The organism is Caballeronia sp. (assembly GCF_028292365.1).
Lineage (GTDB): Bacteria > Pseudomonadota > Gammaproteobacteria > Burkholderiales > Burkholderiaceae > Caballeronia.
Genome location: NZ_JAQGMM010000097.1, coordinates 20770 through 43599 on the forward strand (window position 1 = coordinate 20770; position 22830 = coordinate 43599).

Here is a 22830-nt window from a genome sequence, read left to right on the forward strand (position 1 = left end):
TCCCGAGGCGCAGCACCCCCATTTTCAGCGCCTGCGAACCGCGGTGAATCAGCAAAAAATCTTGACGCACTGCAAAAACCAGCCTATAACCATCTCATTGGATGGTAAAGGGATGGTTTGGATGATTCAAAAAGTTGAAGTACTCAGGCCGAAAGGTGGTGAGACGGAGAAGATCACGATCAACCTGGGTCCCGTGGACCTGGGGCAAATCGACCTGCTGGTGGAAGAGGGTTTTTATTCGAACCGCACCGACCTGATTCGCACGGCCATCAGGAATCAACTGGCCACGCACTCGCAGGTCGTGAACGAAACAGTGACGCGCCGCGCACTGGTGCTGGGCATGCAGCACTTTTCGAAGCGCGATCTTGAAGCGGCGCGAGCGGCCGGTGAGCGGTTTGACATTCAGGTGCTGGGACTCGCGAGCATTGCTGCTGACGTGTCCGCCGAACTGGCGCTCGAGACGATCGCATCGATCGTAGTGCTTGGCGCTTTTCACGCCTCGCCTGCGGTGAAAGCGGCGCTGGCTGGCCGGATTGCGTAGTGATGCCGGTAGGTAAGCAATATCAGCAAGCAATGGCAGCAAACAATGGGAAAGATAATGAAAATCAACGAAGGATTCCTGCATTCAATGCAGGATGCAATGAAGCTGCTGCGCGCACGCGGACCGAAGGAAGCGACGGCGGCGCTGCAGCGTGCGCTTGGAGCGCACGCCCCGCTAACGCATCAAGCGAAACCAGACGCTCCGTCTGTCACGTATCCAGGCACTTTCACGACGCATACGTTCACCAATGCCGCCGGACATCGGAACTACAAGGTCTACGTGCCGGCGCAGCACGGCGGCCGGCCGCTGCCGCTGGTGGTGATGCTGCATGGTTGCACCCAGGACGCTGATGACTTCGCCGCAGGCACGCAAATGAACGCGCTGGCGGAGCGGGACGGATGCATCGTGGTGTATCCAGTGCAGCCGCAGGGGGCGAACGCATCGAAGTGCTGGAACTGGTTCAAGCCCGCCGATCAGCAGCGCGACAGCGGCGAGCCGGCGTTGATTGCCGGCATTACGCGAGAAGTGATGTCAAAGCACGCAGTTGACCCGGCATGCGTATTCGTGGCCGGTTTATCGGCGGGCGGGGCGATGGCCGCCATCATGGTCCAGGCGTATCCGGATCTATATGCCGCTGCATGCGTGCATTCGGGGCTGGCAGTAGGGGCGGCACACGATTTGCAATCGGCGCTGGCGGCCATGCGAGGTGGGAAGTCGCCGGGCGTTCGTCGCGCGGCGGCACCGAAGCGACCGCTGATCGTGTTTCACGGCGATGCCGACGCAACCGTGCATCCGTCGAACGCGGCTGAGTTGTTGCGCGGTTTCGGCGCTCAGGCGGTTGTTTTCGATGAGACTTCTCGTGGAGAAGCGGGCAAGCGTAAAAGCACGGTGGAACGGCTGAAATCAGCGGACGGCGTTGATGCGGAGTTGTGGCTCATCCATGGCGCTCCGCATGCCTGGGCGGGCGGTAGCACGAATGGTTCGTACACCGACGCAACGGGTCCTGATGCCAGTACGGTCATGATGCGCTTTTTCCTTGATCATCCGTTGCAGGGCTGACCAATAACACCTTTGAACAGGGAGCGAAGACAATGCACGAACACGCAAGCGAACGCGATATGGCGCTGTTGCGCGAGGTTATCGCGTTGTCGGGGAAGTCGAAACGAGAGGGAAGGCATCCGTTCGCCGCGCTTATCGCCGATGAAAACGGCCGCGTAATCGCAAGCGCCGGAAACAATTCGATGCCGCCGCTCGGGGACCCGACCCAGCACGCCGAACTGCGCGCCGCGGCTCAGGCGGCGAAAGACCTGACGCCGGAGCAATTGCTGAAGTGCACGCTTTATACCAATGCCGAGCCATGCTGCATGTGCTCGGGCGCGATCTACTGGTGCAACATCGGTCGCGTGGTGTATGCCATGTCGGAGCGGCGTTTGCTGGAGATTACCGGCGATCACCCGGAAAACCCGACGTTCTCTTTACCGTGCCGCGATGTGTTTGCGCGGGGGCAACGGACGGTGAGCGTGGTCGGACCGCTAATTGAAGACGAAGCGGCAGTCGTGCATGCGGGCTTTTGGACGCGTGAATAACGCGCGGTACATAGTGTGTGGGGATTCAAGACAAAAGGGCCAAACGAATGGCCCTTTTGTTCATCGTGCGCCTGTCACACCCTCTCAAGCCGGCAGCGAAAAGCTCCCAATCGCTTCACGCAGCACATCGACCTGATCCTTCAGCGAATGCGCCGCCGCTGCCGCTTCTTCCACCAGCGCCGCGTTCTGCTGCGTCACCTGATCCATTTCACCCACTGCGCGGTTCACCTGCTCAATTCCCGCGCTTTGCTCGTTCGACGCGTGGCTGATTTCATCGAGGATCTCGTTCACGCGGCGCACCGAACTCACGATTTCACCCATCGTCGCGCCGGCGTTCGACACGAGCGACGCGCCTTCTTTCACCGTCTCCGTCGATGTCCCGATCAGTGCCTTGATCTCCTTCGCCGCCGTCGCCGAGCGTTGTGCAAGGCTACGCACTTCCGCCGCCACCACCGCGAACCCGCGGCCTTGTTCGCCGGCCCGCGCTGCTTCCACGGCCGCGTTCAGCGCCAGGATGTTGGTCTGGAACGCAATGCCATCGATCACGCCGATGATGTCGCCAATCTGCTTCGAGCTCTCCGTAATGCGCGTCATGGTGTGAATAACCTGCTCGACCACGCCGCTGCCGCGCTGGGCTACATCGGCGGCTTCGCCGGCCAGCTTCGCGGCTTGCGTCGCGCTGTCGGCGTTCTGCTTCACGTTAGCCGTCATCTCGTCCATGCTCGACGCAGTCTGTACCAATGCGGCGGCTTGTTGTTCGGTGCGTTGTGACAGGTCGGTATTCCCCGCTGCAATCTCCGATGCCCCCACGTTAATGTTCTCGGTCCCGGTGCGAACACGCGTGACGGTTTCCACCAGGCCACTTTGCATCTCGCTCAACGCGAACATCAGGCTATGCGAGTCACCGTCTGCAAGCGGCACGTGCGTGGTGAGGTCGCCGCGCGCGATGCGCTGCGCCGCGCTCACAGCAATCGACGGATCGCCGCCGAGTTCACGCTTGATGCTGCGTAACACCAGCAGCATGACCAGCGAAGCAAAGATGCCGAGTACAGCGGTGATCGCGAACCAGCGCCATGCGCTCGCGTAGAACGCAGCGTTGATGTCGTCCATGTACATGCCAGTCACGATGAACCAATCCCACGGCACGAAGTGTTTCGCGAAACTCATCTTCGGCACGGGGACGTCGCTGCCGGGCTTCGACCACAAATAGTTGACAAAACCACCCTCGGGCGACGAACTGCCGGCGTTGACAATATTGACGAAGAGCTTGTTACCCGCCGGGTCCGTGAAATTGGCGAGGCTTTGCCCGTTCATGGCAGGCTTGATCGGATGCATGATCATCCTGGACTGCGAGTCGTTGACCGAGATGTAGCCGTCGGTGCCGTAGCGCATCGAAGCAAGCACTTCCAGCGCACGCTTTTTCGCTTCGTCTTCGGAGATTGTCTTGTTCGCGGCGAGACTCTGGAAATGAGCGGTGGCGGTCACGCCTTCGGCAACCAGCGCTTTCAATTGCTCACGGCGATCGTCCATCGTCGATGAACGGTTTTGCCACGCGCCTATGAATCCGATCGCGACCAGTCCGAGCCATAGCACGGCGATCATCGATCCGAGCTTCTGATTCAATGTCATCTTCTTCATGTTTCCGCCGTCGCCTAATGTTGAACCGTATGATTGAATGTGCGGCGTCGGGCGTTGCCGAACGCTATGCGTAGCTTCTTTACGGCAAAGCGGTGGCGGAATGTAGGGGTGGGATAACCCGTATCAAAGAAATAAGCACGTCGCTCTATTCATCTGATGATATGCATGTGCCTATAGCTGTTCGTCCGGTTGCACAGCTTCATAGCGCAACCGGACATGTCGCTTTACAGTCAGTGGTTAGATCATCGAATCAAAAAGTGCTGCGGATACCAACGCGTCCAACCGCCTGCTTCTGATTGCTTGAAGGATTAAAGCCTGCTATCTGGGCGACCTGCGCGTCGCCGGCGGCTTTCTGGAATACGCCCAGCACATACACCGATGTCCGCTTCGACAGCGAATATTCGGCCGTCAGGTTGAACTGGTTGTATTTGGGCTGTGCGCTGGTCGCATGGTCGCGGCCGGTGGTGTAGGTGTAACCCGCGCCAATTGTCACTGCGGGTGTTGGATTAAACAGCGTCGACAACTCGTAGTTCTGGAACGTTGCATCATGACCCGCGCTGCCTTGCTGGAAGATCGTATTCGTGAAGTCCGCCAGCACACGCAACGACGCGAGCACTTGATACGAAGCGCCCACGCCCAGCACTTTTTGCGCACGAGCGGCGGCGAGGAAGTCGCCATAGATCGCGTTCGTGAAGCCCGGATAGTTTTGGTACCCCTGCGTCGAGACACCCGGATCGTTGATGCGCAGATACCCCACGCCCGCGCTGATCGGCCCTGCAGCGTAAGTCGCGCCCGCGCTGAACGTGGCGTTGTTCGAGAACTGCCCGGTGATGCCGCCCAGTGAATACAGTCCGCCGAAGGTGAAGCCGGCAAAGGTGGGGCTTCGATATTTGATCGCATTCGCAATGGGGAAGCCGTTGTCGGTGTTGTCCATGTCATTCGGATGGGCGAAATAATAGCCGCCAACGTTGCCATTAAGCGTATAAGGCTCGACGAAGTCCACAACCGAGTCCCACTGACGGCCGAGCGTCACCGTACCGGCCTGAACACTCTGAAGGCCCACGTAAGCGTTGCGTGAGAACGCGAGCCCGCTGCCCAGGTTTCCCGAGTTGATATTGAAGCCACTCTCGAGGCGGAAGATGGTTGAGAGACCGCCGCCCAGAACCTCGGTGCCGCTTACGCCCCAGCGGCTGCCCGCGGTCACGCCGGATGCAAGCTGGACCAAGCGGTTCCCCTGCACATTGTTGACCATGTCGACACCGTCTTCCACGATTCCATACAAGGTGACCGAACTCTGTGCATGCGCGAGGGAAGCGGTGGCCATGATCGGGATAATCGCTGCTAGTTTTTTTAACATATACGCTCGGTTTTAGAAGATCAGGGGATGGATTGATTTTGAGGACATACACTTAGTACAACAAAGGTAAAAAAGCGAGCGATTGAGATGTCAAATTTCGTCCGCTCGGCAATTGAAGTGTTATCTGTGACGGATCGGTTACGATCGCGATAATTTATTTCGGATAACTATGCGTTAAGGTTTGAGAGAAGTCTGATTTTCCGCTAGACGATCTTCTGTAAAACGTTCCTCTGTGAACGATCAAACGTGCTCCATCACCACCCTTATCACCAGGCCAAACGCGATCAATCCTGCGATCACGGCAAAACCCTGTTGCGGTCCCGGACCCGCTCAAGCGCTTTGCGGACGCGCGCCCGCACCGGTCAACGCGAGAGTCGCGCCAACGCAGGCGCCGAGTGCGGTGCTGGTCATCGTGACGGATGTTACGAATGCGCCAAGTGGCAGGACGCTCATGCTTGAGGTTTCATCGGCCCGGCGAGCCATTCGCGGCCCTTCAGCATGCCGTTCCAGTACAGCCACGGAAGGACTGTTGTCTTGAGATGCCACGCGAGGGCGCGCGGCACCGTCGGGTCGAGCGGGAAGGTTGGCAGCAGCTTGCCGCCATAGCCGAATTCCGCCAGTACGACCTTGCCTTTCTCAACGGTCAGCGGACAGGCGCCGTAGCCGTCGTAGCGTGCGGATAGAGGTTTTTTCTCACGCGCGGCCAGCAGGTTTTCCGCCACCACCACAATCTGCTTGCGAACGGCTGCGGCCGTTTTTGCGTTGGGTGCTGAGCACGCATCGCCGAGTGCAAAGATGTCCGGATAACGCGGGTGCACGAGCGTGGCGTGATCGACTTCGCACCAGCCGGCCTTGTCGGCGAGCATGCTTTTGCTGATGACGTCCGGCGGCAGTTGAGGCGGGACGGCATGCAGCATGTCGAATGGTTTGTCTACACGCACTACGCCGCCTGCGCTGTCTTTCACGCTGAACGAAGCGATCCGGCGAGCACCGTCCACGCTCACCAGGTTCGATCCGAACGCAAGCGACGCGTGATAACGCTCGACATACTTCATCAACGACGGCACGAACGCGGGCACTCCGAAAAGCACATCGCCGGCCAGATTGAATTCGACGTCGAGTCCATCGAGTACGCCTTGCCTGAGCCAGTGATCGCAAGACAGGTACAGCGCTTTTTGCGGGGCGCCGGCGCATTTGATCGGCATGGCTGGTTGCGTAAAGATTGCCTTGCCGCGCTTGAGTTCGTTGACGAGCTTCCACGTGTACGGCGCAAGATCGAATCGATAATTCGACGTCACGCCGTTCTCACCCAGCGTATCTTCCAGACCTTCGATTTTTTCCCATGCAAGCCGCAGTCCGGGACAGACAATCAGGTGGCGATACCCAACGGCATGCCCATCGTCGAGCCGGACGAGATGCTGCTCGGGCTCAATCGCGCTCGCACTCGTACACAGCCAATGCGCTCGTTTCGGCATGACCGACGACATGGGCCGCGTGGTGTCGTCTATGTTGAAAGCACCGCCGCCTACCAGCGTCCACGCGGGCTGATAGAAATGCCGCTCACTCGGCTCGATGATCGCGATGCGAAGATCGGGCCGCCGGCGCAGCAAGCTTGCTGCCACGCCAATACCCGCAGCGCCGCCGCCAATGACGACCACGTCGAAGGCCTCTGTATTGCCTGAAGATGCTCCATTCGTGCTCATCGCGCTACCCCTGCTTCGAAGTTCATTTTCTTCCCCTGCCTGACTGCTTAAAACGTGCTTTAAAACGTGTTCAACGGCAGCTTCAGATAACTCACGCCGTTGGATTCGGCCGGCGGAAAATTGCCCGCGCGGATGTTCAGTTGAATTGAGGGGATGATCAGCGCCGGTGGACCCAGCGTCGCGTCGCGTGCCGTGCGCATGGCGACGAATTCGCTGACCGTGATGCCATCGCGGACATGGATGTTTGCTGCGCGCTGTGCAGTGACCGTGGTTTCCCAGCGGGTTTCGCGGCCATCGGGCGGATAGTCGTGGCACGCAAACAGACGCGTTTGCGGCGGCAGGTCAAGCAGTTTTCCGATCGATGCGTATAACGTGCTGGCGTCGCCGCCGGGGAAATCGCAGCGCGCCGTGCCAACGTCGGGCATGAACAAGGTGTCGCCCATGAATGCCATGCCGTCGAACACATAGGCGACATCGGCTGGCGTGTGACCGGGAACATGCATGACACGGCCGGTGAGCGCGCCGATCTGGAACGTGTCGCCGTCGGCGAACAAGTGGTCGAAAGGGGCGGGCGACAGTGAGGACATCACGGGTTCAAGATTGAAGAGCCGCTCGAACACCGACTGCACCGACCGGATGTGTTCGCCGATTGCAATCGCGCCGCCCAGTTGTTTCCGGAGATACGCCGCAGCCGAGATGTGGTCGGCATGAGCGTGCGTCTCGAGCAGCCACTGCACCCGCAAGTTCTGCTCGTTCACGAAGCGGATCACGCGATCCGCCGAATGCGTCGAGGTGCGGCCGGACTGAGGTTCATAGTCAAGCACCGCGTCGATGATCGCACAGGGTGATCCCGCTGCCTCATACACCACGTAGGTGATGGTTGAGGTCGCCGGGTCCGGGAATGCTTCAACGCATGGCGTCATCGTGTACTCCAAAAATTAACAAAAATCAGCCGGGGTAGCTGTGCAGTAGGTCTCTGCCGCCCGGAAATCCGGCGTCAGCGGCCGGTCGCGATCGAAGAACGCAACCTTGTCGCGCAACGCAGTGTAAAGACCCGACCCGCGATAACTGGCGAGAGCGTGAAGTCCTGCTGTTGTTGCTTGCGAAAATCGACGGTCTGGCCCGCGTGAATCAGCTCGAATCAGCGTGATATCCAGCAGCGCGAAGCTGTTGTCGATCTGCTGTTGCACCCGCTCCGCCACGCGCGGCGCATTGGTCGCAATGTCCTCGATGTCACCCGCGACCGGCAGGTAGTCCATGGATACCGGCATGACCAGTTCCTTGTTTTCCATGGCCGGAGCGACCGGCGGTTTTTCCATCGCGCCGAAAGCGTGCACGGTTTGATCGGTGCCGAGAAAGCGCGACAAGCCAGTCATGTGCGGATCGTTCTGCTTGATGATACGTTGCGCCGACGCCAACGAGTTATGAGCCAGGACAAGGCCCGTCTCTTCGAACGACAAGACCCACGGCAACAGTTAAAAATTCGCGCTTGGCAGCACCGCGCCGGACACGCCTTTGGCCTTCATCATTGACCTTCATATAACCGCGCGATTTCTGCGCGTGCGTCGAGTACGACGTGACGCCGACGGCGACGCGGGGGGTGTCGTCCGACCATCCGCGAGCTGGACGCGGTGCCGGCGCAGGCGGTTGGACGCTAACGAACGGGCCCGAGGCCGTAGCGTTCACCCGCTGTGAATCCTGCTGCCGCGAGGACGCATCTTTGAGCGGCATGTGCCGGGTGCGTAAAGGTAAAGGTGAAGGCAAAGGCGAAGGCAATGGATCCCGAGTATTCCGGCGGGAGCCATTTGCGTATTGGAAGACCGTTTTAACGACGCCCGCTGCTTCCGTCACAGCGTAATTCCACGCGAGCCACGCGGCTTAGCCAATAGCAACTGACGGTTGCCTGCCCGACGATCTCACCCATCTGAAAAAACGTCTGCGGCATTGACCCTCGACGCTCAAGTCCGAATCTCCCTGTGCCGATAAACAAACATGGCGGGCGGCAACTGATTTAAGCAGCCGCTGCAAATCAGTGGTGATCAATCTGGCGCTATTCCCGTTGCGACAAAGTGTTGCGATTTTGCCGACAACCCTCCCAAACGGGCGATCCAGGCATACAGTTAAAGTGTTTTATCAAGTTCAGGTTGCGGTGCGGGAGGTGTGTGATGAAGCGCAGGACAGCTAGGCAACTTGTTGCTCAACTGGCAGATTTAAATCATCTCGCGCGGTGTAGCGCACTGAGGGCGGCGGCGGTCAGCAGGACCATAACTCAAAGCTCGGATAAAGAAACGGGGCGGACCGCGGACAGCAGCAAGCCCGCGCGAGACGAAGTCGAGCAGGCGTCATTTGCCGGAGCAGCACATGAAATCCACGCATGAATATTCCCTACGGACACAAGTCGACAAATGGTTGGCTCCCGGTCTCTCGACACAGGTTCGGGTCACCGAGTTCAGCCGCACGCGTTTAGGCGGAAGACGATATGTGTGTGTAGAAACCGCGTTGCCGCTCGGATCTCGCGCGCTGCTTTTCTTCCGACATGACGACGGCTGCTGGTGCGTATTTCCCCCGGCGGTGGATCGACCTAATATGATGATGGGACGTTTCACCGAACATTGACCGGCGTTTTATACGTTTTGATGGACGCGCCAATAGTTCGGGATGCTTATTTCGTTGACCTGTTTGTGTTAAATCAGTGACCACCGGACGGCGGCGGTTCATAACGCGACAAGCTGATAAGTGGAAAAAAGGAGGGTTATGCCAGAAACAACAACATCTTTATACGCCAACCCCCTTATTTAGCGGAAGCGGATAAGCCCATGTCGCCGCGCGAGTGCGCGTTTGACCCCCAAGCTGCCGACTTTCCGTGAACTTAAAAGTCCAACGTTGGGAGAGTCACCATGTACATCGGGCTGCTTGTCTCACAGGTTCGGCAGGTTCGGGAAGTCCACTATCATCCGGACGAAGAGGTGTCGACGGAAGTTGCGCCCCCGCGCCGGCTCGCGTTCTGGCAAAGAATCAGGCGCTTGTTCGCGTGAAGGTTGCCTGCGGGAGAGTCGTTTACTGGGTAATAAAAGAGTATTAAACCGTCGCAGCGATGCTTGCAAAAGCCGTTTCCAACCACCGGGAAGAAACGTATTCGCTGCGACGTTCAGTTTACTGGGCCGAGTTCGACGCCTTGCACTCGCTATTGGCGTCCGGCGATTGCCGCGGGTGGTCCCGTTCGTATTTCTCGTTCTGTTGAACCACGCGGTCCAGCGCCCTTGGACCATCGGCTTGAGCGGCAAACGAAACGGCGGGCAGGATCAGGACCGAAGTGGCGATGACCACGGACATAAGCTGTTTCATGATGGACTCCCGGACCACGCGTTTGATGCAAAGCGTTGCGCGAGTCGAAGAAGATAACGACGCGGCCACCCTTGCACGCCAAGCGGTATAAACAGGAGAAATAGCCATGCAAAACATTGAACGATCCCATCGTCCATGATGACGCCTGTGTACGGCCGCTATGACAAGAGTAGACGGAAATACATAACGAAACACGAGTAAATATCCGGCGAGCCGGACGAATGCACTGCTCGGGAATGGACAAACTGGTTACCCGGCATCTTCGGCGAGCTCAGGTCGCAGCATGACGCGGCCCAATAGCTTGCGGGCCTGATCCGTCTGGACATGCTCAAAAGCATCCTCGAAGTCATCCAGCTCGTGAGCGCCAAGTCCGACATCCGGCATAACGGCCATTCGCCGCCAGTCCATCACCGCGTTCAGGACTTCCCCAAGGATCATCCGGGCCTGTGCGTCGGATAGTGAAAAATAGGCGCACGTATCCAGAAGCATCTGGACCGATTCGATAGGACCCGCATCTTCAGTGAGCCAGGTCTTGGACTCTCGTACTTTGCCGGGCATCGGGTTCACGTCGAACGCCGGCGAAATGCGCCACAGGCCGTTGCCGTCATATAGAAAACCGAGGTTCTGCAGATGGTCGTCGGTGTTGGTGATGAGCAGGTTGAAAACCAGGCGGCGCCATAACTCTCGCGCGTCGTCGTCCGGATGCGAGCACTTTTGCTGCATGACATCGACGATCTCGGTGTAGGCGTGGACATTCTGCCGCGAGGCCTGAAGCATGGATGCAGCCGAAAGATAAGGGATGCGCAGGTCGCCGTCCTCCCGGTCAAACCGTTCGATGATGGCGACCGGCGTGTCGTTGAGCGTGACGCACCGGGCGTTGGCGGTCGTTATGCCCGCTTGGCGCGCGAGCTTGAGCGCCAGCACTTCGGCCCGGGTGACATTGATCGTGTCATTGACGCTCGGAAACTTGCCGATGGCGAGCTTGCCGTTTTCATCGAGTACGGTGCATTTGGGCCGCATCCCGCCGAGCGAGGTGCCTTTGCCTTGCAAGTAGCGCAGGTCCTCGGCGGTTTCCCGGGTCGTCTCGACCGCGCGCGTGGCCTTGTACATGCGTTCAAGTTCGATTATTGGCGGCGTTGTGCGCCGGCCTTCATCAACCGTCCTCAGATAGATTTCTTCGTTGCAAAGGCGAAGCGCGCCGATGCGGCTGAAATCGTCCACTGCACACAGATAGTCGAGTTCGTTCAGCGGTAGCAGGCGGGGATTGTCCTTGCGTGCCTTGGCGTGGATACGGTTGATGACACGACGCCCCCATGCGTCAGGGGCCGTGTCGGCCAATGCGAAGTGAAACACTGAATCCACGGGGTTCGGTGCCCGACGCGGCTGATAGCCAGGTTCTAGGGGCAGGTCGGGAGAGATTTCGAACCGTTCCGGATTGGCCAGCCAGTTCTCGTCATAAGCGAACTGTGACACTTCGCGCCGCCCTTGGCTTACGTAGTTCAGATGGCCGACAAGCGTACCGGCGGCCCCGATGTGAACCTCCAGGGCGGTACTGATACCGGGCTTTCCCGACCTGGCAGGTTTGCTTTTCATTCACTTATGCCGTTAGAACGCTTTGGTGGTTTTCTTCGCGGCTCTCACCCGCTGCGGCAGCTTTTCATCCATCAATGCGAGGCCGATATCGTCCTGGCCGCTGTCGAGAAGATCATTGAGCCGCTGCAGTTCACCGAAAAAATGAAGTGCGCGCACGAGGAAATGCAATTGCACGTGCGGATCGCCGTTCTCCATGCGCTTGACTGTATTAAGTCCAGCACCAATGCGCGAGGCGAGCGCCTGCTGCGTCAACCCTCTGCGGCGGCGCGCGCGATTCAGGTCTTCACCAAGCTTCGTGAGCGTCCGTTGCACCGGGATGGGAAGCGGTTTCCCGGCTTTACGGCCTTCAGCAGGGCTCTTAAAGGATTTAGTAGACTCCATACGGACCATTATAGCAATGTGAAGGCAATATGACAGGTTAATTGATTTAAAAGCCCTTGTATGAGCTATAAAGTAAGATTATGTTCCTTATGAGGGCCTTTATAGGGATATCAGCATTCGACGACAGTGCTGTCACCAGCACGATTGCGTTTTTGACATCAAATGGTTTTATCAAGAACGCGACGACACCTGATCCCCAATCCAGATCCGCGAATGATCTGCTTCCGTTGCACCTCGACAGATCGTTTCGTTTTTCCCGAGGCAGGTTTCGTTAGTCTGCAATTAAAAGAAAACGTCATTGAAAAAAACGTGAGCGCGTGTTTAAGTGCCCGCTGAACGTCGTATTTCTCGCTCGCCACGAGCGTCACGCGACGGACCTTGGCCGCCAACGTGAATATCAATGAACGCCGTATTCAAGACTTTTCTCGCGCTGATCCGTCTTCCCGGTTATCCCGGCATTTCCCTCGCGATGTTCCTGTCAGGTATTGCATCCTCATTCGCGGTGCCCTATACCTCGTTGTTCGGCGCGACCGAGGCGCACATGACGCCGGTTCGCTAGGCATTTTCATGACACTGACCGCGGTGAGCAGTGTGATCGTGAGTACCTATCTCGGTCGTATCGCCGATCGCCGGACCGATAAAAAACGCATCGTGCTACTGTCCATCGCGGGGTCGGCGCTGGGTTACGCATTGCTGTGCGTCACGCGCAACTACGTGTTGCTGACAATCTTCGGCTGTGTCTTCCTGAGCATCGGCGCGGCAGTGTTTCCGCAACTTTTCACGTTCGGCAAGGCGAGGCTGCACGCGGAAGGCATCGAACATACTGAACTGCCGATGGCGACTTTGCGCACCACGCTTTCCTGCGCATGGGTGTTTGGCCCGGCGGTGGGCGCAATCGTGCTGGGTGTATCGGGGTTTAACGGACTGTTTTTGTCGGCGGCCGGCGCGTTTGCGGTGGCTGGTTTCATCGTGCTGTGCATGCGCGAACCCAAGGCCTACGACACCTTCGAAGCCGCCGATAAAACCACCAGCGAAATTCCACCCCAAGGCAAAAACGCTCATGTATATGCGGCGCTGGTGAGCTTTACGCTGATCGGCATGGGCTCGGCGATCGCGACCATCATGCTGCCGGTGCTGATTGTCGACCAGTTGCACGGCACGACCGCGCACGTCGCGCAGATGGTCGGCCTCGGCGCGTTCGCCGAGATTCCGATGATGCTCCTGCTCGGCGGCGCTTCCCGGCGCATCAACAAGGCGAACATGATCGCGTTCGCCTCGCTGTCGCATATCGTATATTTCGCGGGCATCGCGCTCGCGCCAAACCTCTGGGTGCTCGTGCCGCTGCAGATCCTGAACGCCGTCGTGGTCGCAGTGACGTCGTGTCTTGGCATGTCGTACTTTCAAGAGTTGATGCCCGGCGCACTGGCCCGGGCGACCACCCTGTTTTTCAACACCATGCGCACCGGCTCCGTGCTGGCAGGCGTGGCATCGGGATTCGTGGCGGCGACGTGGGGGTATCGTGCGGTGTTCGTGTTTTGCGTGTTGCTGGCGTCTACTGCGTCCGTTGTATTGTTCATATTCAACTATCAACGAGGTGCGAAGATTTTCTTCGATCCCACGCTGGAACCCGTTGATGAGAGCAACGCGGTTACCACGGTCGTCGCCGTTGGCGAGCGATCGGAAACCGCGTCATAACGTATTGTTGACGAGACGATTTAGACCGGGTGCCCGTCCGGCGGCGCATCGGGATGCTGCGGCTCCTCCGGCCGATGCCCGGGCGAGGGCGGCGAGAGCGGATCGGCCTCGGGGTCGCGGTTTGGATCGGCGAGCGGGTCGGGAATCGGGTTGCTCTGCATGTTGTATGTCGTGGGCTGCAGGATGTTCATAGGGTTCATGAGTGGCCTCGGTTTGTTTTGTCTCCGACAGTCAATGTCGTCTTCTCCAGCATAGGCGCATGCGGACTGAAAGGCAGGCTCGCAAACTCCGGCCGCGCACCATAAACCCCCGGGCACCATGCGGGCAATGGTTCACGCCTGCTGGCTTGCGTCCCTCCGTCCGATGACAATTAAAGGAGTGCCGCTTTCATGCCCGGCACGTCCGCACGTCCTTCAGGCACCCTCCAGACGACCCTCAAGCCGCCATTTTCCGTAGCCGTACAGGAATCGCCTTGGCCGCCGGCACCTTGCTGCGTTTCGCGTGATGCGACACGGGAATCAGACGATTGCACTCCGGGTAATAGCCCATCACGCAGCCGGCGGGGATATCGAACGCATGCACGCGCAGACCGCCGAGTTCACGCAGTACCTGGTCCTTCGCGACCGTGATTGCCGTGACCGTATCGTTTTCAGCGAAGCCCAGCCGGGTCATATCGTCCTGATTCATCAGCAGCACGTCACGTGTGTCATACACGCCGCGAAAACGGTCGTCGAGTGAGTACACAGTCGTATTGAACTGGCTGTCGCCGCGTGTGGTCATCAGGCGCAGCGTGCGTTCGCCGTCGAAGTCCATATCGGGATCTTCACCGAAACCATCCGGCACGATGAAGTTCGCCTTGCCGGTTTTTGTTTTCCACTCGCGTTTCGCGGCCGGCAGCGGCCGATGAAAACCGCCAGGCAGCGTCATGCGCTGGTTGAAATCCTTGAACTGCCCGGGGTAGGTGCGCTCGATGGCATCACGAACCAGCCCGTAATCGCCTACCCACGCATCCCAGTCGATAGTCGGATTCGGCGGCAGCATCGCCTTCGCCAGCCCCGCAACAATAGCCGGCTCCGACAGCAAGTGTTCGCTCGCCGGCTCAGTCATTCCCTTCGATGCGTGAATGCACGCCGTGCTGTCCTCCACGGTCACCGTCTGCTCGCCGCTCGCCTGCCGGTCCACCTCGATCCGGCCAACACACGGCAGCAAATACGCCGCGCGCCCGTGCACGATATGGCTGCGGTTAAGTTTGGTCGCGATCTGCACGGTAAGCGGCAGTTGCTTCCACGCCGGGTCCATCACGCCCTGATCGGGAATCGCGCGTGCGAAATTGCCGCCGAGTCCAATAAACGCATCGAGATTGCCGTCCCTGACGGCTTCGCACGTATCCACGGTGGACAGGCCGGTTTCCTGTGGCGGCTCAAATTGATACAGCTCCTTGAGCTTGTCCATGGGAACCAGCGCGGGTTTTTCAGTGATGCCCACAGTCCGCTGCCCCTGCACGTTCGAATGGCCACGAATCGGGCAAATCCCGGCTCCCTTCTTGCCGATGTTGCCGCCAAGCAGCATCAGGTTCGTCAGCATTTGTATGGCAAGCACGCCTTCCCGATGCTGCGTGATCCCCATGCCGTACAGGATGATCACCGCCTTCGCGCGGGCATATTCGGTGGCGGCCGCCTCGAGCGCGGAGCGTGTGAGAGCCGACATCGACTCGATTTCTTTCCAGTCGGCGGCGCGCATGGCGTTGGCGAAGGCCTCGAAACCGTGTGTATGTTCCGCGATGAAATCTGCATCCAGCACACGTGGTGCATTGTTTGCCCGGGCTTGATCGTCGGCTTCTATTAACGACTTGCAAATGCCCGTGATCGCCGCAATGTCTCCGCCGATCTTCACCTGATGGTATTGCGTGCTGATGCAGGTTTGCTCGGTCGAGAGCATTTCCTTGGGCGACTGTGGATTCGCGAAACTCACTAGCCCGCGCTCGCGCAATGGATTGAACGTGATGATCTGCGCGTTGCGTTTTCTCGCTTCTTGCAGAGGATGCAGCATGCGAGGCGCGTTCGTGCCAGTGTTGTGGCCGAAGAAAAACAGGCAGTCAGTGTGGTCGAAGTCCTCGAGCGTCACCGTTCCGACCGGCACGCCGATGGTGTCGGGCAACGCCACCGACGTGCTCTCGTGACACATGTTCGAACTGTCCGGCAGGTTGTTGCAACCGTATGAACGGGCAAGCAGCGCGTACATGTAGGAGGTTTCCAGCGACGCGCGGCCCGACGCGTAGAACACCACGCGTTTCGGATCGAAGCTGCGGAGCTTTTCGCCGATTTCATCGAAGGCTTGTTGCCATGGAATAGGCAGATAGCGATCGGTCGCGGCATCGTAGCGCATGGGGTGCGTCAGCCGGCCTTGCGACTCGAGCTCGAAATCACTCCAGGCTTCCAGCGCGGCCAGGGTGTGGTGATCAAAGAACTCGGGCGTCGCGCGTTTGGTCGTGATTTCCCAGGCGGTCGCTTTTGCGCCGTTTTCACAAAACTCGAACAGATGCGGGTCGGCTGGTTTAGCCCACGAGCAACTGACGCACGCGAAACCATCCGGTTTGTTCTGCTTGAACAACACCCGCGTGCCGTTCACGGCGACGTGCTCTTGCATGAGTATCGATGAAACGGCTTTGACCGAGCCCCAGCCGCCAGCCGGATGGTCATATTGCTCGATGCGAGGTTGTTTGCTCATGGCTGTTTTGCTCCGCGGGTGAACAGGCGAACGACGAGAATGCGTTCGCGGCGGAATTTATCCAGCAAAAAACAGGCTCGACCCACGAGCGGAAAAATGAAAGCCGCCGGCCCGTGGATACGGGGCGGCGGCTTTCAGATTTATTCACACCGGGATTTTCATCCGGAGAACGGCAACTTTTTACGTTGCCTTGTGCGATGCCTTTCACGTCGGCTTTCGCGACGGTCTATGCAACGGAAGGCACGACGATCAGCTTTCTGCCGGCTCCAGACCTTCGGCTTGCGGTTTGAATGCATCGGCGCGACGACGAATTTCTTCCGCTTCCACGGTCACGAACGTCCGGTTGTCGGCGGCGAGGGCGTTTTGATACGAAATGCCTTCCGGTACGCGATGCAGTAGCGCGCGCAGCTCGCCCTGCGTGGTTTGTTCTACGGGCTCGTAGTTGTACAGGCGCAGCGTGAGTTCCGTGCGCTCATGCAGCAAGAACAGGCACGCCGCGAACACGGCTACGCCGATCACTTCCTGAGCGCCCAAACTGAAGTCGTCCGGAATGGATGAGAACGGCAGCATCGCGACGGCGATCACGCCTGCGATAGCCAGCGCGATGGTTGCGTAGAGGAAAAACTGCGCACGGCCGACGATCCGATCGTGTTCCGCCTTGAGTTGCCCGGCTGATCTCGGAACGAGTGCCGCGTGGCCTTGTTTTTGTCGACGTTGCTGAAGTGCTGAAAGCGGAAGGGCGGCCATGGAGTCGGTTGCCTTAGAAATCGTCGCCAGGATTGGCGCTGTCCACGGGTTAACGCCAAGCTTTCAGGAAAGTTGACTTACGTTACGTGTTGTTTCAGTTGGGTCTCAAAATGTTTCGGGCGGTTTTACTCGTCAGCCATTTGGACAGCTATCAGAGGTCGAGTACGTGTGTGTAATATTTACCACATCGAGAGGGGTGCTCGCCGATAGTTGTAAGCAACGTCGGCATTAACGAGGGAGAATAAAACCAATGAAAGTGGGTCAATATAAGGGAAGGCGAATCGCTGTGTTCACAAGAGACGAGCATTGTCCGCCGCATGTGCATCTGGACGGCGGCGACTGGTCCGCGCGGTTTGAGTTTTCGTTTTGGCACAATGGCGTGAGTCTGTTGGATGTCATTCCGGATACAGCCTGGGTGTCGTCTCAAGTGAGAAATGACGTCATTGCCATTGTCAAAGAACGCTTGTTCGTGGCCAGGGAAAGTTGGATGGAAGCTACCAAAAACACATGCCTGGAAAATCAGGCGTGGGACGAAGCAAAACAGTATGTTGTGAAGCCGAATCTGGCGGGAAGGACGCTGGTGAACATCCAGGCGGGAACGTATGATCCCGCTGAGCGCCTGACCGTGTTGCACTTGGTAGACCACACGCAAGTAGGGATCAAGTCATGGAAATCATCAACGCGCCTGACGAGAAACCTGTCGACCTCGACGAGGGAAGAGAGACGCTTTTCGTCCTGGAGCGTCGCCCGGCTGGCGCAATGTTCAAGCTCAAAACTGCTTTCGAATCCATCCAGAGCGTCTGGCATGGGTCTCATTCCAGCACCTTCCCTAGTGTTGCGGATGGTGTGAAATATCTTCCGGAACACGCGGTGATCATGATTCATTTCCCGCGCGGAAAGAGTGTCGTGATCCCGGTGGGCCAGATATCGGAATTGGATAACGTCCCTGCTGAAGCGCTCTCGTCGATTGCACTGTCCTTTGCTGGTACGGCTCTTACCCTGACAGATCACAACATCGACATATCCGTGCAGGGTCTGCTCAAGTCCCGCCAAGGTAAGGATGGCTCCGGATCGCCGGAAGACCGGTTCAGTGGGAACGCCGCGAAGCACTTCGGCTGAGCCCGAAGCCTGCGAATCCCGGCGGCAGTAGCCAACCGGTAAAGGCCCAAGCTCGAATGCTTCCACGCTGCTCAGGTTCCACGCTGGACAGGAACACCAACTAAGGGCTGCCAACAAATTTTGTCGACTGATGGCCAATTAAGCCATCTTGGGGCGTCTTTTGCGTGACGCGGCCTTCTCGCTGAACACACAAAGCCTATACCTCGCCGCTTCTCCCTCCGCGTGCGTGTTTACTCCAGGCTCCTGACGCCGTTCAAGTATTGTCCGTGCTCGAATCGTCATCTCAAATGTTCGCTTGCCCACATTTCACCTGGGCGCAGGCAAACCTTCCAATTCGCTGGGAATAGCCATTGCTGTGTCTTTCGGCAACCGTGTCTGGGTAATCCAGACGCCGAAAATGCGAATGGAGAGAACCACATGCTAAGCATCATCATTCCCGCTCACGACGAAGCGGCACATATCGGGGCTTGCGTCAGCGCGGCAAAACGCGCGGCGAATCATCATGAGTTGCTGGGGGAAGACGTACGAGTGATCGTGGTCGTCGATCATTGCATTGACGACACTGCCGCCATCGCTGCCGCGCTAGGCGCCGACGTGCTCAGCGTAAGCGCGCGAAATGTGGGCGTGGCGCGGGCGGAGGGAGCACGTCACGCGTTGTCGCTGGGTGCGCGCTGGCTGGCGTTCACCGACGCAGACAGTGTCGTCGCCGATGACTGGCTGGTCCGGCAACTCGATTGCCGCGCCGATGCGGTATGCGGCGTGATTGCCGTCCACGACTGGTCGCCGCATCTGGCGGCTGTGCGAGAGCATTTCGCGCGCACTTATACCGATGCCGACGGTCATCGGCATATTCACGGAGCGAACATGGGGGTATCGGCGGAGGCTTATGTGCGCGTGGGCGGCTTCGCGCCGCTCGAGCACAGCGAGGATGTGGCGCTGGTGGAGGCGTTGATTGCGGATGGAGCAACGATTGCGTGGAGCGCCATGCCGCGGGTGGTCACGAGCGCGCGCACGGATTTCCGCGCGCTGAAGGGGTTTGGTGCGACGCTGGTGGATGTGAGTAGAAGGTGTTTTTTGGCGAAGACAGACGAGGACGGGGCGTTGGCGGCTTGAGGGGTTTGCTGGAGCGCATGCCGGGTTTTGACCTCGAGCAGATGAGCCGTCGTTGAGAGAGTGTCTTTGCAATGGTCTATTAAAAGAGCTATTACCAGGTCTTCTTGAAGATCATTTCGTCGGAGAAGACCGTGGACGCTATTCACGCCACCCAATCAGTGGGGATCTCGGAGCTGAAGCTCAACCCGACCGCCGTCATCGAAGGCGCGGATGGTGGCGCAGTCGCCATCCTCAATCGCAACAAGCCGGTGGCGTATTTGCTGCCAGCCGATCAGTACGAAGCGTTGCTCGATCGGTTGGAAGACTATGAATTGGCCGACATTGTCCGGGCTAGGCAAAATGAACCGCTGATTGAGGTCGACATCCACAAATGACGTACAAGCTGAGGTTCAGACTCAGCGCGGAGAAGGAGTGGCGAAAGCTTGACGCCGAGACGCGACGGCAGTTTGCGAAGAAGCCGGATAAGAGGCTTGAGAACCCGAAAGTTCCAGCTTCATGGCTGCACGGAATGAAGGATTGCTACAAGATCAAGCTTCGTACCCGAGGATACAGGCTTGTTTAGCAGATACAGGACGAGATCGTAATAGTCGTCGTCATTGCCGTTGGCAAGCGCGAAGGCGGCGAGGTGCACGACGCAGCAGAAGAGCGGCGCTAGGACATGTCAATCGGGACGCAAATCCCCCGGCAAATCCACGTCGCGCAAAATATTCGCGTCCTCAACTTCAATGCGCTCAACCGCCTCCGACATAAACAGCGCCCGCGCGCCAGCATCGCCGTCGAGGGCACTTAGCGCTTCCAGATGCATAGCCCCAAACCCCGCCGGATGGCCTCTCTGTCCGCGATAAAACGGCGCAACAATCGACGCCCCGGCGTCCAGCGACCGCGCCACCGCCTCGACCGTCCCTGGCTCGATCCACGGCATATCGCCAAGCGTGACCAGCCAGCCTTCCGCGTTCTGCGTCGCGCGCACCGCAGCAGCAAGCGTCGCGCCCATGCCACGCTCGGCATCGATTGAAAACATCACGTCGCAGCCCGCTTCGTTCAACACCTCCGCCAGTTTCTCCGACCCCGGCCGCACCACGGCCACCACCCGCGACACCGCCGACAGCAACCGGCGCGCGGACTGAAACGCGACCGGCGTGCCGTCGGGGAGCGTAGCGAGAAGTTTGTTGTGAAGACCGCTCGGATCGAAGCGGGAACCGTAACCGGCTGCAAGCAGAATGCCGGTCGCACTCGATGAATAAGTCATGGCCGGCTTCCTGATAGTAAGAAAGTAAGAAGCGTCGATTTTGACAAGCACCAAGGTATGTCGCAAGCAAGAAAAAAAGCCGTACGGCATGCACCAGAAGTGCAACCGCACGGTATTCCCGGCAAAAACGTCAGACCGTTGTTTTCGGCATCACCTTGTCGAGCGTGATCGGCAAATCGCGCACCCGTACGCCCGTCGCGTGATACACGGCATTGGCGATCGATCCCGCCACCCCTGTAATGCCGATCTCGCCGATCCCCCGCGCGCCGAGCGGGTTGATATGCGGATCGGGTTTGCCCAGCAAGGTGATGTCGAGCAAGCCGATATCAGCGTTCACCGGCACGTGATATTCGGCAAGGTTGGCGTTCGTGTAGCGGCCGTAACGAGCATCGAGTTCGCTCTTCTCGGTCAGCGCCGAGCCAATGCCCCACACAAGTCCGCCCATCAACTGACTGTGAGCGGTCTTTTCATTCAGCAAACTACCGACGTCATACACGCCCACAATGCGCGGCACGCGGATCGTACCCAGGTCTGCATCGACGTGAACTTCCGTGAACACCGCGCCGAACGAGTGGAACGCAAACTGCTGTTTCTCATCGCCGGGCTTGGTGGTCGCCATGGCTTCGATCGGTTTGCCGCCGTTGCGCGCGATCACTGCGGCAGCCGGATCGCGCTTCGATGGGTCGGCGCGGCTGATGACCCAGCCGTTGTTGACGGTGACATCGTCGACGGAACCCCCGCTTAGCGGCGACCCCGAATCCGCTATTGCCATGGCAATCAACTTGGCGCGTGCTTGCGACGCCGCTTCACGCACTGCCGGCGACACGCTCGCCACCGACTGCGAACCGCCCGAGACCGGCGCGTGCGGCAACGATGAATCGCCGAGTGCGAAGTCGACCTTGTCTACCGGGAAACCCAATGCATCGGCGGCCACTTGCGTCATCACCGTATAGGTGCCGGTACCGAGATCCTGCGTGCCAGATGCGGCCATCGCCGTGCCATCCGGCAAGATGCGTGCGATAGCCGATGCCTCGCTGCGGTTCGCCGGATACGTTGCCGTCGCCATGCCGAGACCGATCAGCGTGTTGCCGTCGCGCATGGAACGCGGTTTCGGATTACGCCGCGACCAGCCGAATTTATCGGCGCCAATTTGATAACACTCGCGCAGCGAGTTCTCCGACCACGGTTTCTTCTCCTGCGGTTCCATCTCGGCATAGTTCTTCAGCCGGAACGCAAGCGGGTCCATGTTCGACTGGTAAGCCATTTCGTCCATCGCGGATTCGAGCGCAAACGAGCCGCTCGTTTCACCGGGCGCTCGCATGAACGTGGGTGTGCCGACATCGAGTTTCACCAGCTTGTGCGTGGTCGCCTGGTTCGGCACGGCATACAGCATGCGCGTGACGATAGCCGAGGTTTCGTTCCAGTCTTCGAATGTCGATGTGGTCGAGATCACGTCGTGACGCATGCCGGTGAGCGTGCCGTCGTCGCGGGCCGAGATCTGGATATGCTGATCCGTGAACGGCCGGTTGCCGACCATGCCGAACATCTGCGGACGTTCGAGCACGAGCCGCACGGGGCGGCCGGTCTGCTTCGCGGCCATCGCGGCGAGCACGACATGCGACCACACCGAGCCCTTGCATCCGAACCCGCCGCCGACGAACGGGCAGATCACGCGCACGTTGTCCTCGCTGAGACCCATGATTTTCGCCACCGCGCTGCGGGCGCCGGAAACGCCCTGGGTTGCATCGTAGAGGGTCAGGTTCGGACCGTCCCAGCGGGCAAGTGTCGCGTGCGGCTCCATCGGATTGTGATGCTCGTACGGCGTGGTGTAGACCACGTCGAGCCGGGTCGGGCCTTGCCGGAGACCGGCGGCAACATCGCCGCGCTGCGTGTTGATCGGGCGGCCCATCATTTTTTCCGGCTGGTACGCCGTGCCTTTCGCGCGCTGGTAGTCCGCGTTCGGCGTCGCGGCTTCGTAGCGGATCGACGCTTGCAGTTTGCGGGCGCCATCGGTCGCGCGTTCGAGCGTGTCCGCC

Annotated in this window: 23 protein-coding genes and 1 pseudogene; 11 read left to right on the forward strand and 13 right to left on the reverse strand. The window is 59.0% G+C overall.

Annotated elements, in window-relative coordinates; genetic code table 11:
• Positions 1-121 precede the first annotated feature (121 nt).
• From JWR14_RS06160 to JWR14_RS06170, 3 genes are read left to right on the forward strand one after another with little or no spacing between them, the layout of a single operon-like run.
• On the forward strand, positions 122-541 hold the full coding sequence (locus tag JWR14_RS06160; RefSeq protein WP_299703194.1) for a CopG family transcriptional regulator: 420 nt from the start codon (positions 122-124) through the stop codon (positions 539-541).
• Between the two features lie 57 nt (positions 542-598).
• A complete protein-coding gene (locus JWR14_RS06165) occupies positions 599-1600 on the forward strand; it encodes a PHB depolymerase family esterase (RefSeq protein WP_299703135.1) in 1002 nt (333 codons plus the stop codon).
• Between the two features lie 32 nt (positions 1601-1632).
• On the forward strand, positions 1633-2127 hold the full coding sequence (locus tag JWR14_RS06170) for a nucleoside deaminase (RefSeq protein WP_299703138.1): 495 nt from the start codon (positions 1633-1635) through the stop codon (positions 2125-2127).
• Between the two features lie 84 nt (positions 2128-2211).
• On the opposite strand, the gene JWR14_RS06175 is transcribed toward JWR14_RS06170, so the two are convergent.
• From JWR14_RS06175 to JWR14_RS06195, 5 genes are all read right to left on the reverse strand, one after another.
• Positions 2212-3756: a methyl-accepting chemotaxis protein gene (locus tag JWR14_RS06175; protein WP_299703197.1), complete on the reverse strand. Its 1545-nt coding sequence runs from the start codon at positions 3754-3756 to the stop codon at positions 2212-2214.
• 259 nt (positions 3757-4015) lie between these two features.
• Positions 4016-5122: a porin gene (locus tag JWR14_RS06180; protein ID WP_299703141.1), complete on the reverse strand. Its 1107-nt coding sequence runs from the start codon at positions 5120-5122 to the stop codon at positions 4016-4018.
• 449 nt (positions 5123-5571) lie between these two features.
• Positions 5572-6825 (reverse strand): FAD/NAD(P)-binding oxidoreductase, encoded by a 1254-nt coding sequence (locus JWR14_RS06185; protein WP_299703145.1) that lies wholly within the window; start codon positions 6823-6825, stop codon positions 5572-5574.
• A 59-nt stretch (positions 6826-6884) separates the two neighbouring features.
• Positions 6885-7748: an MBL fold metallo-hydrolase gene (locus JWR14_RS06190; RefSeq protein ID WP_299703148.1), complete on the reverse strand. Its 864-nt coding sequence runs from the start codon at positions 7746-7748 to the stop codon at positions 6885-6887.
• Positions 7749-7763: 15 nt separating this feature from the next.
• Complete coding sequence (locus tag JWR14_RS06195) at positions 7764-8285, reverse strand: aromatic amino acid lyase (RefSeq protein WP_299703151.1); 522 nt, start codon at positions 8283-8285, stop codon at positions 7764-7766.
• A gap of 901 nt (positions 8286-9186) precedes the next feature.
• Here JWR14_RS06195 and JWR14_RS06200 point away from each other — a divergent pair.
• Together JWR14_RS06200 and JWR14_RS06205 are read left to right on the forward strand one after the other, a co-directional pair.
• Positions 9187-9441 (forward strand): hypothetical protein, encoded by a 255-nt coding sequence (locus tag JWR14_RS06200; protein WP_299703154.1) that lies wholly within the window; start codon positions 9187-9189, stop codon positions 9439-9441.
• Positions 9442-9722: 281 nt separating this feature from the next.
• Positions 9723-9860: a hypothetical protein gene (locus tag JWR14_RS06205; protein WP_299703157.1), complete on the forward strand. Its 138-nt coding sequence runs from the start codon at positions 9723-9725 to the stop codon at positions 9858-9860.
• A gap of 118 nt (positions 9861-9978) precedes the next feature.
• Here the strand turns inward: JWR14_RS06205 and JWR14_RS06210 are convergent, their stop codons facing one another.
• The 3 genes from JWR14_RS06210 to JWR14_RS06220 form a co-directional block, all read right to left on the reverse strand.
• Positions 9979-10170 (reverse strand): hypothetical protein, encoded by a 192-nt coding sequence (locus JWR14_RS06210; RefSeq protein WP_299703159.1) that lies wholly within the window; start codon positions 10168-10170, stop codon positions 9979-9981.
• A 249-nt stretch (positions 10171-10419) separates the two neighbouring features.
• Positions 10420-11763, reverse strand: a complete 1344-nt coding sequence (locus JWR14_RS06215; RefSeq protein ID WP_299703161.1) for a type II toxin-antitoxin system HipA family toxin — start codon at positions 11761-11763, stop codon at positions 10420-10422.
• A 12-nt stretch (positions 11764-11775) separates the two neighbouring features.
• A complete protein-coding gene (locus tag JWR14_RS06220) occupies positions 11776-12153 on the reverse strand; it encodes a helix-turn-helix domain-containing protein (protein WP_366144507.1) in 378 nt (125 codons plus the stop codon).
• A 391-nt stretch (positions 12154-12544) separates the two neighbouring features.
• Here JWR14_RS06220 and JWR14_RS06225 point away from each other — a divergent pair, with 391 nt between their 5' ends.
• Together JWR14_RS06225 and JWR14_RS06230 are read left to right on the forward strand one after the other, a co-directional pair.
• On the forward strand, positions 12545-12703 hold the full coding sequence (locus JWR14_RS06225) for a hypothetical protein (RefSeq protein WP_299703165.1): 159 nt from the start codon (positions 12545-12547) through the stop codon (positions 12701-12703).
• A gap of 8 nt (positions 12704-12711) precedes the next feature.
• Positions 12712-13839, forward strand: coding sequence for a sugar efflux transporter (locus tag JWR14_RS06230; RefSeq protein WP_299703167.1), 1128 nt, complete (start codon positions 12712-12714; stop codon positions 13837-13839).
• A 20-nt stretch (positions 13840-13859) separates the two neighbouring features.
• Here JWR14_RS06230 and JWR14_RS06235 read toward each other — a convergent pair whose 3' ends face one another.
• The 3 genes from JWR14_RS06235 to JWR14_RS06245 all read right to left on the reverse strand — a co-directional run bounded on the left by JWR14_RS06235 (position 13860) and on the right by JWR14_RS06245 (position 17313).
• Entirely contained in the window at positions 13860-14039 is a 180-nt protein-coding gene (locus JWR14_RS06235; RefSeq protein WP_299703200.1) for a hypothetical protein, read from the reverse strand.
• 235 nt (positions 14040-14274) lie between these two features.
• Positions 14275-16566 (reverse strand): FdhF/YdeP family oxidoreductase, encoded by a 2292-nt coding sequence (locus JWR14_RS06240; RefSeq protein WP_299703169.1) that lies wholly within the window; start codon positions 16564-16566, stop codon positions 14275-14277.
• Between the two features lie 249 nt (positions 16567-16815).
• A complete protein-coding gene (locus tag JWR14_RS06245) occupies positions 16816-17313 on the reverse strand; it encodes a hypothetical protein (RefSeq protein ID WP_299703172.1) in 498 nt (165 codons plus the stop codon).
• 666 nt (positions 17314-17979) lie between these two features.
• Between JWR14_RS06245 and JWR14_RS06250 the strand changes: the two genes are divergently transcribed.
• The 4 genes and pseudogenes from JWR14_RS06250 (at position 17980) to JWR14_RS06265 (ending at position 20200) form a co-directional block, all read left to right on the forward strand.
• Positions 17980-18432 carry a DUF2442 domain-containing protein gene (locus JWR14_RS06250; RefSeq protein WP_299703175.1) on the forward strand — a complete coding sequence of 151 codons (453 nt, stop codon included), beginning with the start codon at positions 17980-17982 and terminating at the stop codon, positions 18430-18432.
• A gap of 417 nt (positions 18433-18849) precedes the next feature.
• Positions 18850-19545 carry a glycosyltransferase gene (locus tag JWR14_RS06255; RefSeq protein WP_299703179.1) on the forward strand — a complete coding sequence of 232 codons (696 nt, stop codon included), beginning with the start codon at positions 18850-18852 and terminating at the stop codon, positions 19543-19545.
• Between the two features lie 131 nt (positions 19546-19676).
• Positions 19677-19919: a type II toxin-antitoxin system Phd/YefM family antitoxin gene (locus JWR14_RS06260; protein WP_299703182.1), complete on the forward strand. Its 243-nt coding sequence runs from the start codon at positions 19677-19679 to the stop codon at positions 19917-19919.
• Positions 19916-20200, forward strand: a pseudogene (locus tag JWR14_RS06265) (type II toxin-antitoxin system RelE/ParE family toxin). The gene JWR14_RS06260 and the pseudogene JWR14_RS06265 overlap by 4 nt, the downstream one beginning before the upstream one ends.
• A 6-nt stretch (positions 20201-20206) precedes the next feature.
• On the opposite strand, the gene JWR14_RS06270 reads toward JWR14_RS06265, so the two are convergent.
• Positions 20207-20794, reverse strand: coding sequence for a nucleotidyltransferase family protein (locus tag JWR14_RS06270; protein WP_299703185.1), 588 nt, complete (start codon positions 20792-20794; stop codon positions 20207-20209).
• Positions 20795-20924: 130 nt separating this feature from the next.
• Positions 20925-22830: xanthine dehydrogenase family protein molybdopterin-binding subunit (locus JWR14_RS06275; protein WP_299703188.1), on the reverse strand; the 1906-nt coding region annotated here is incomplete at its 5' end.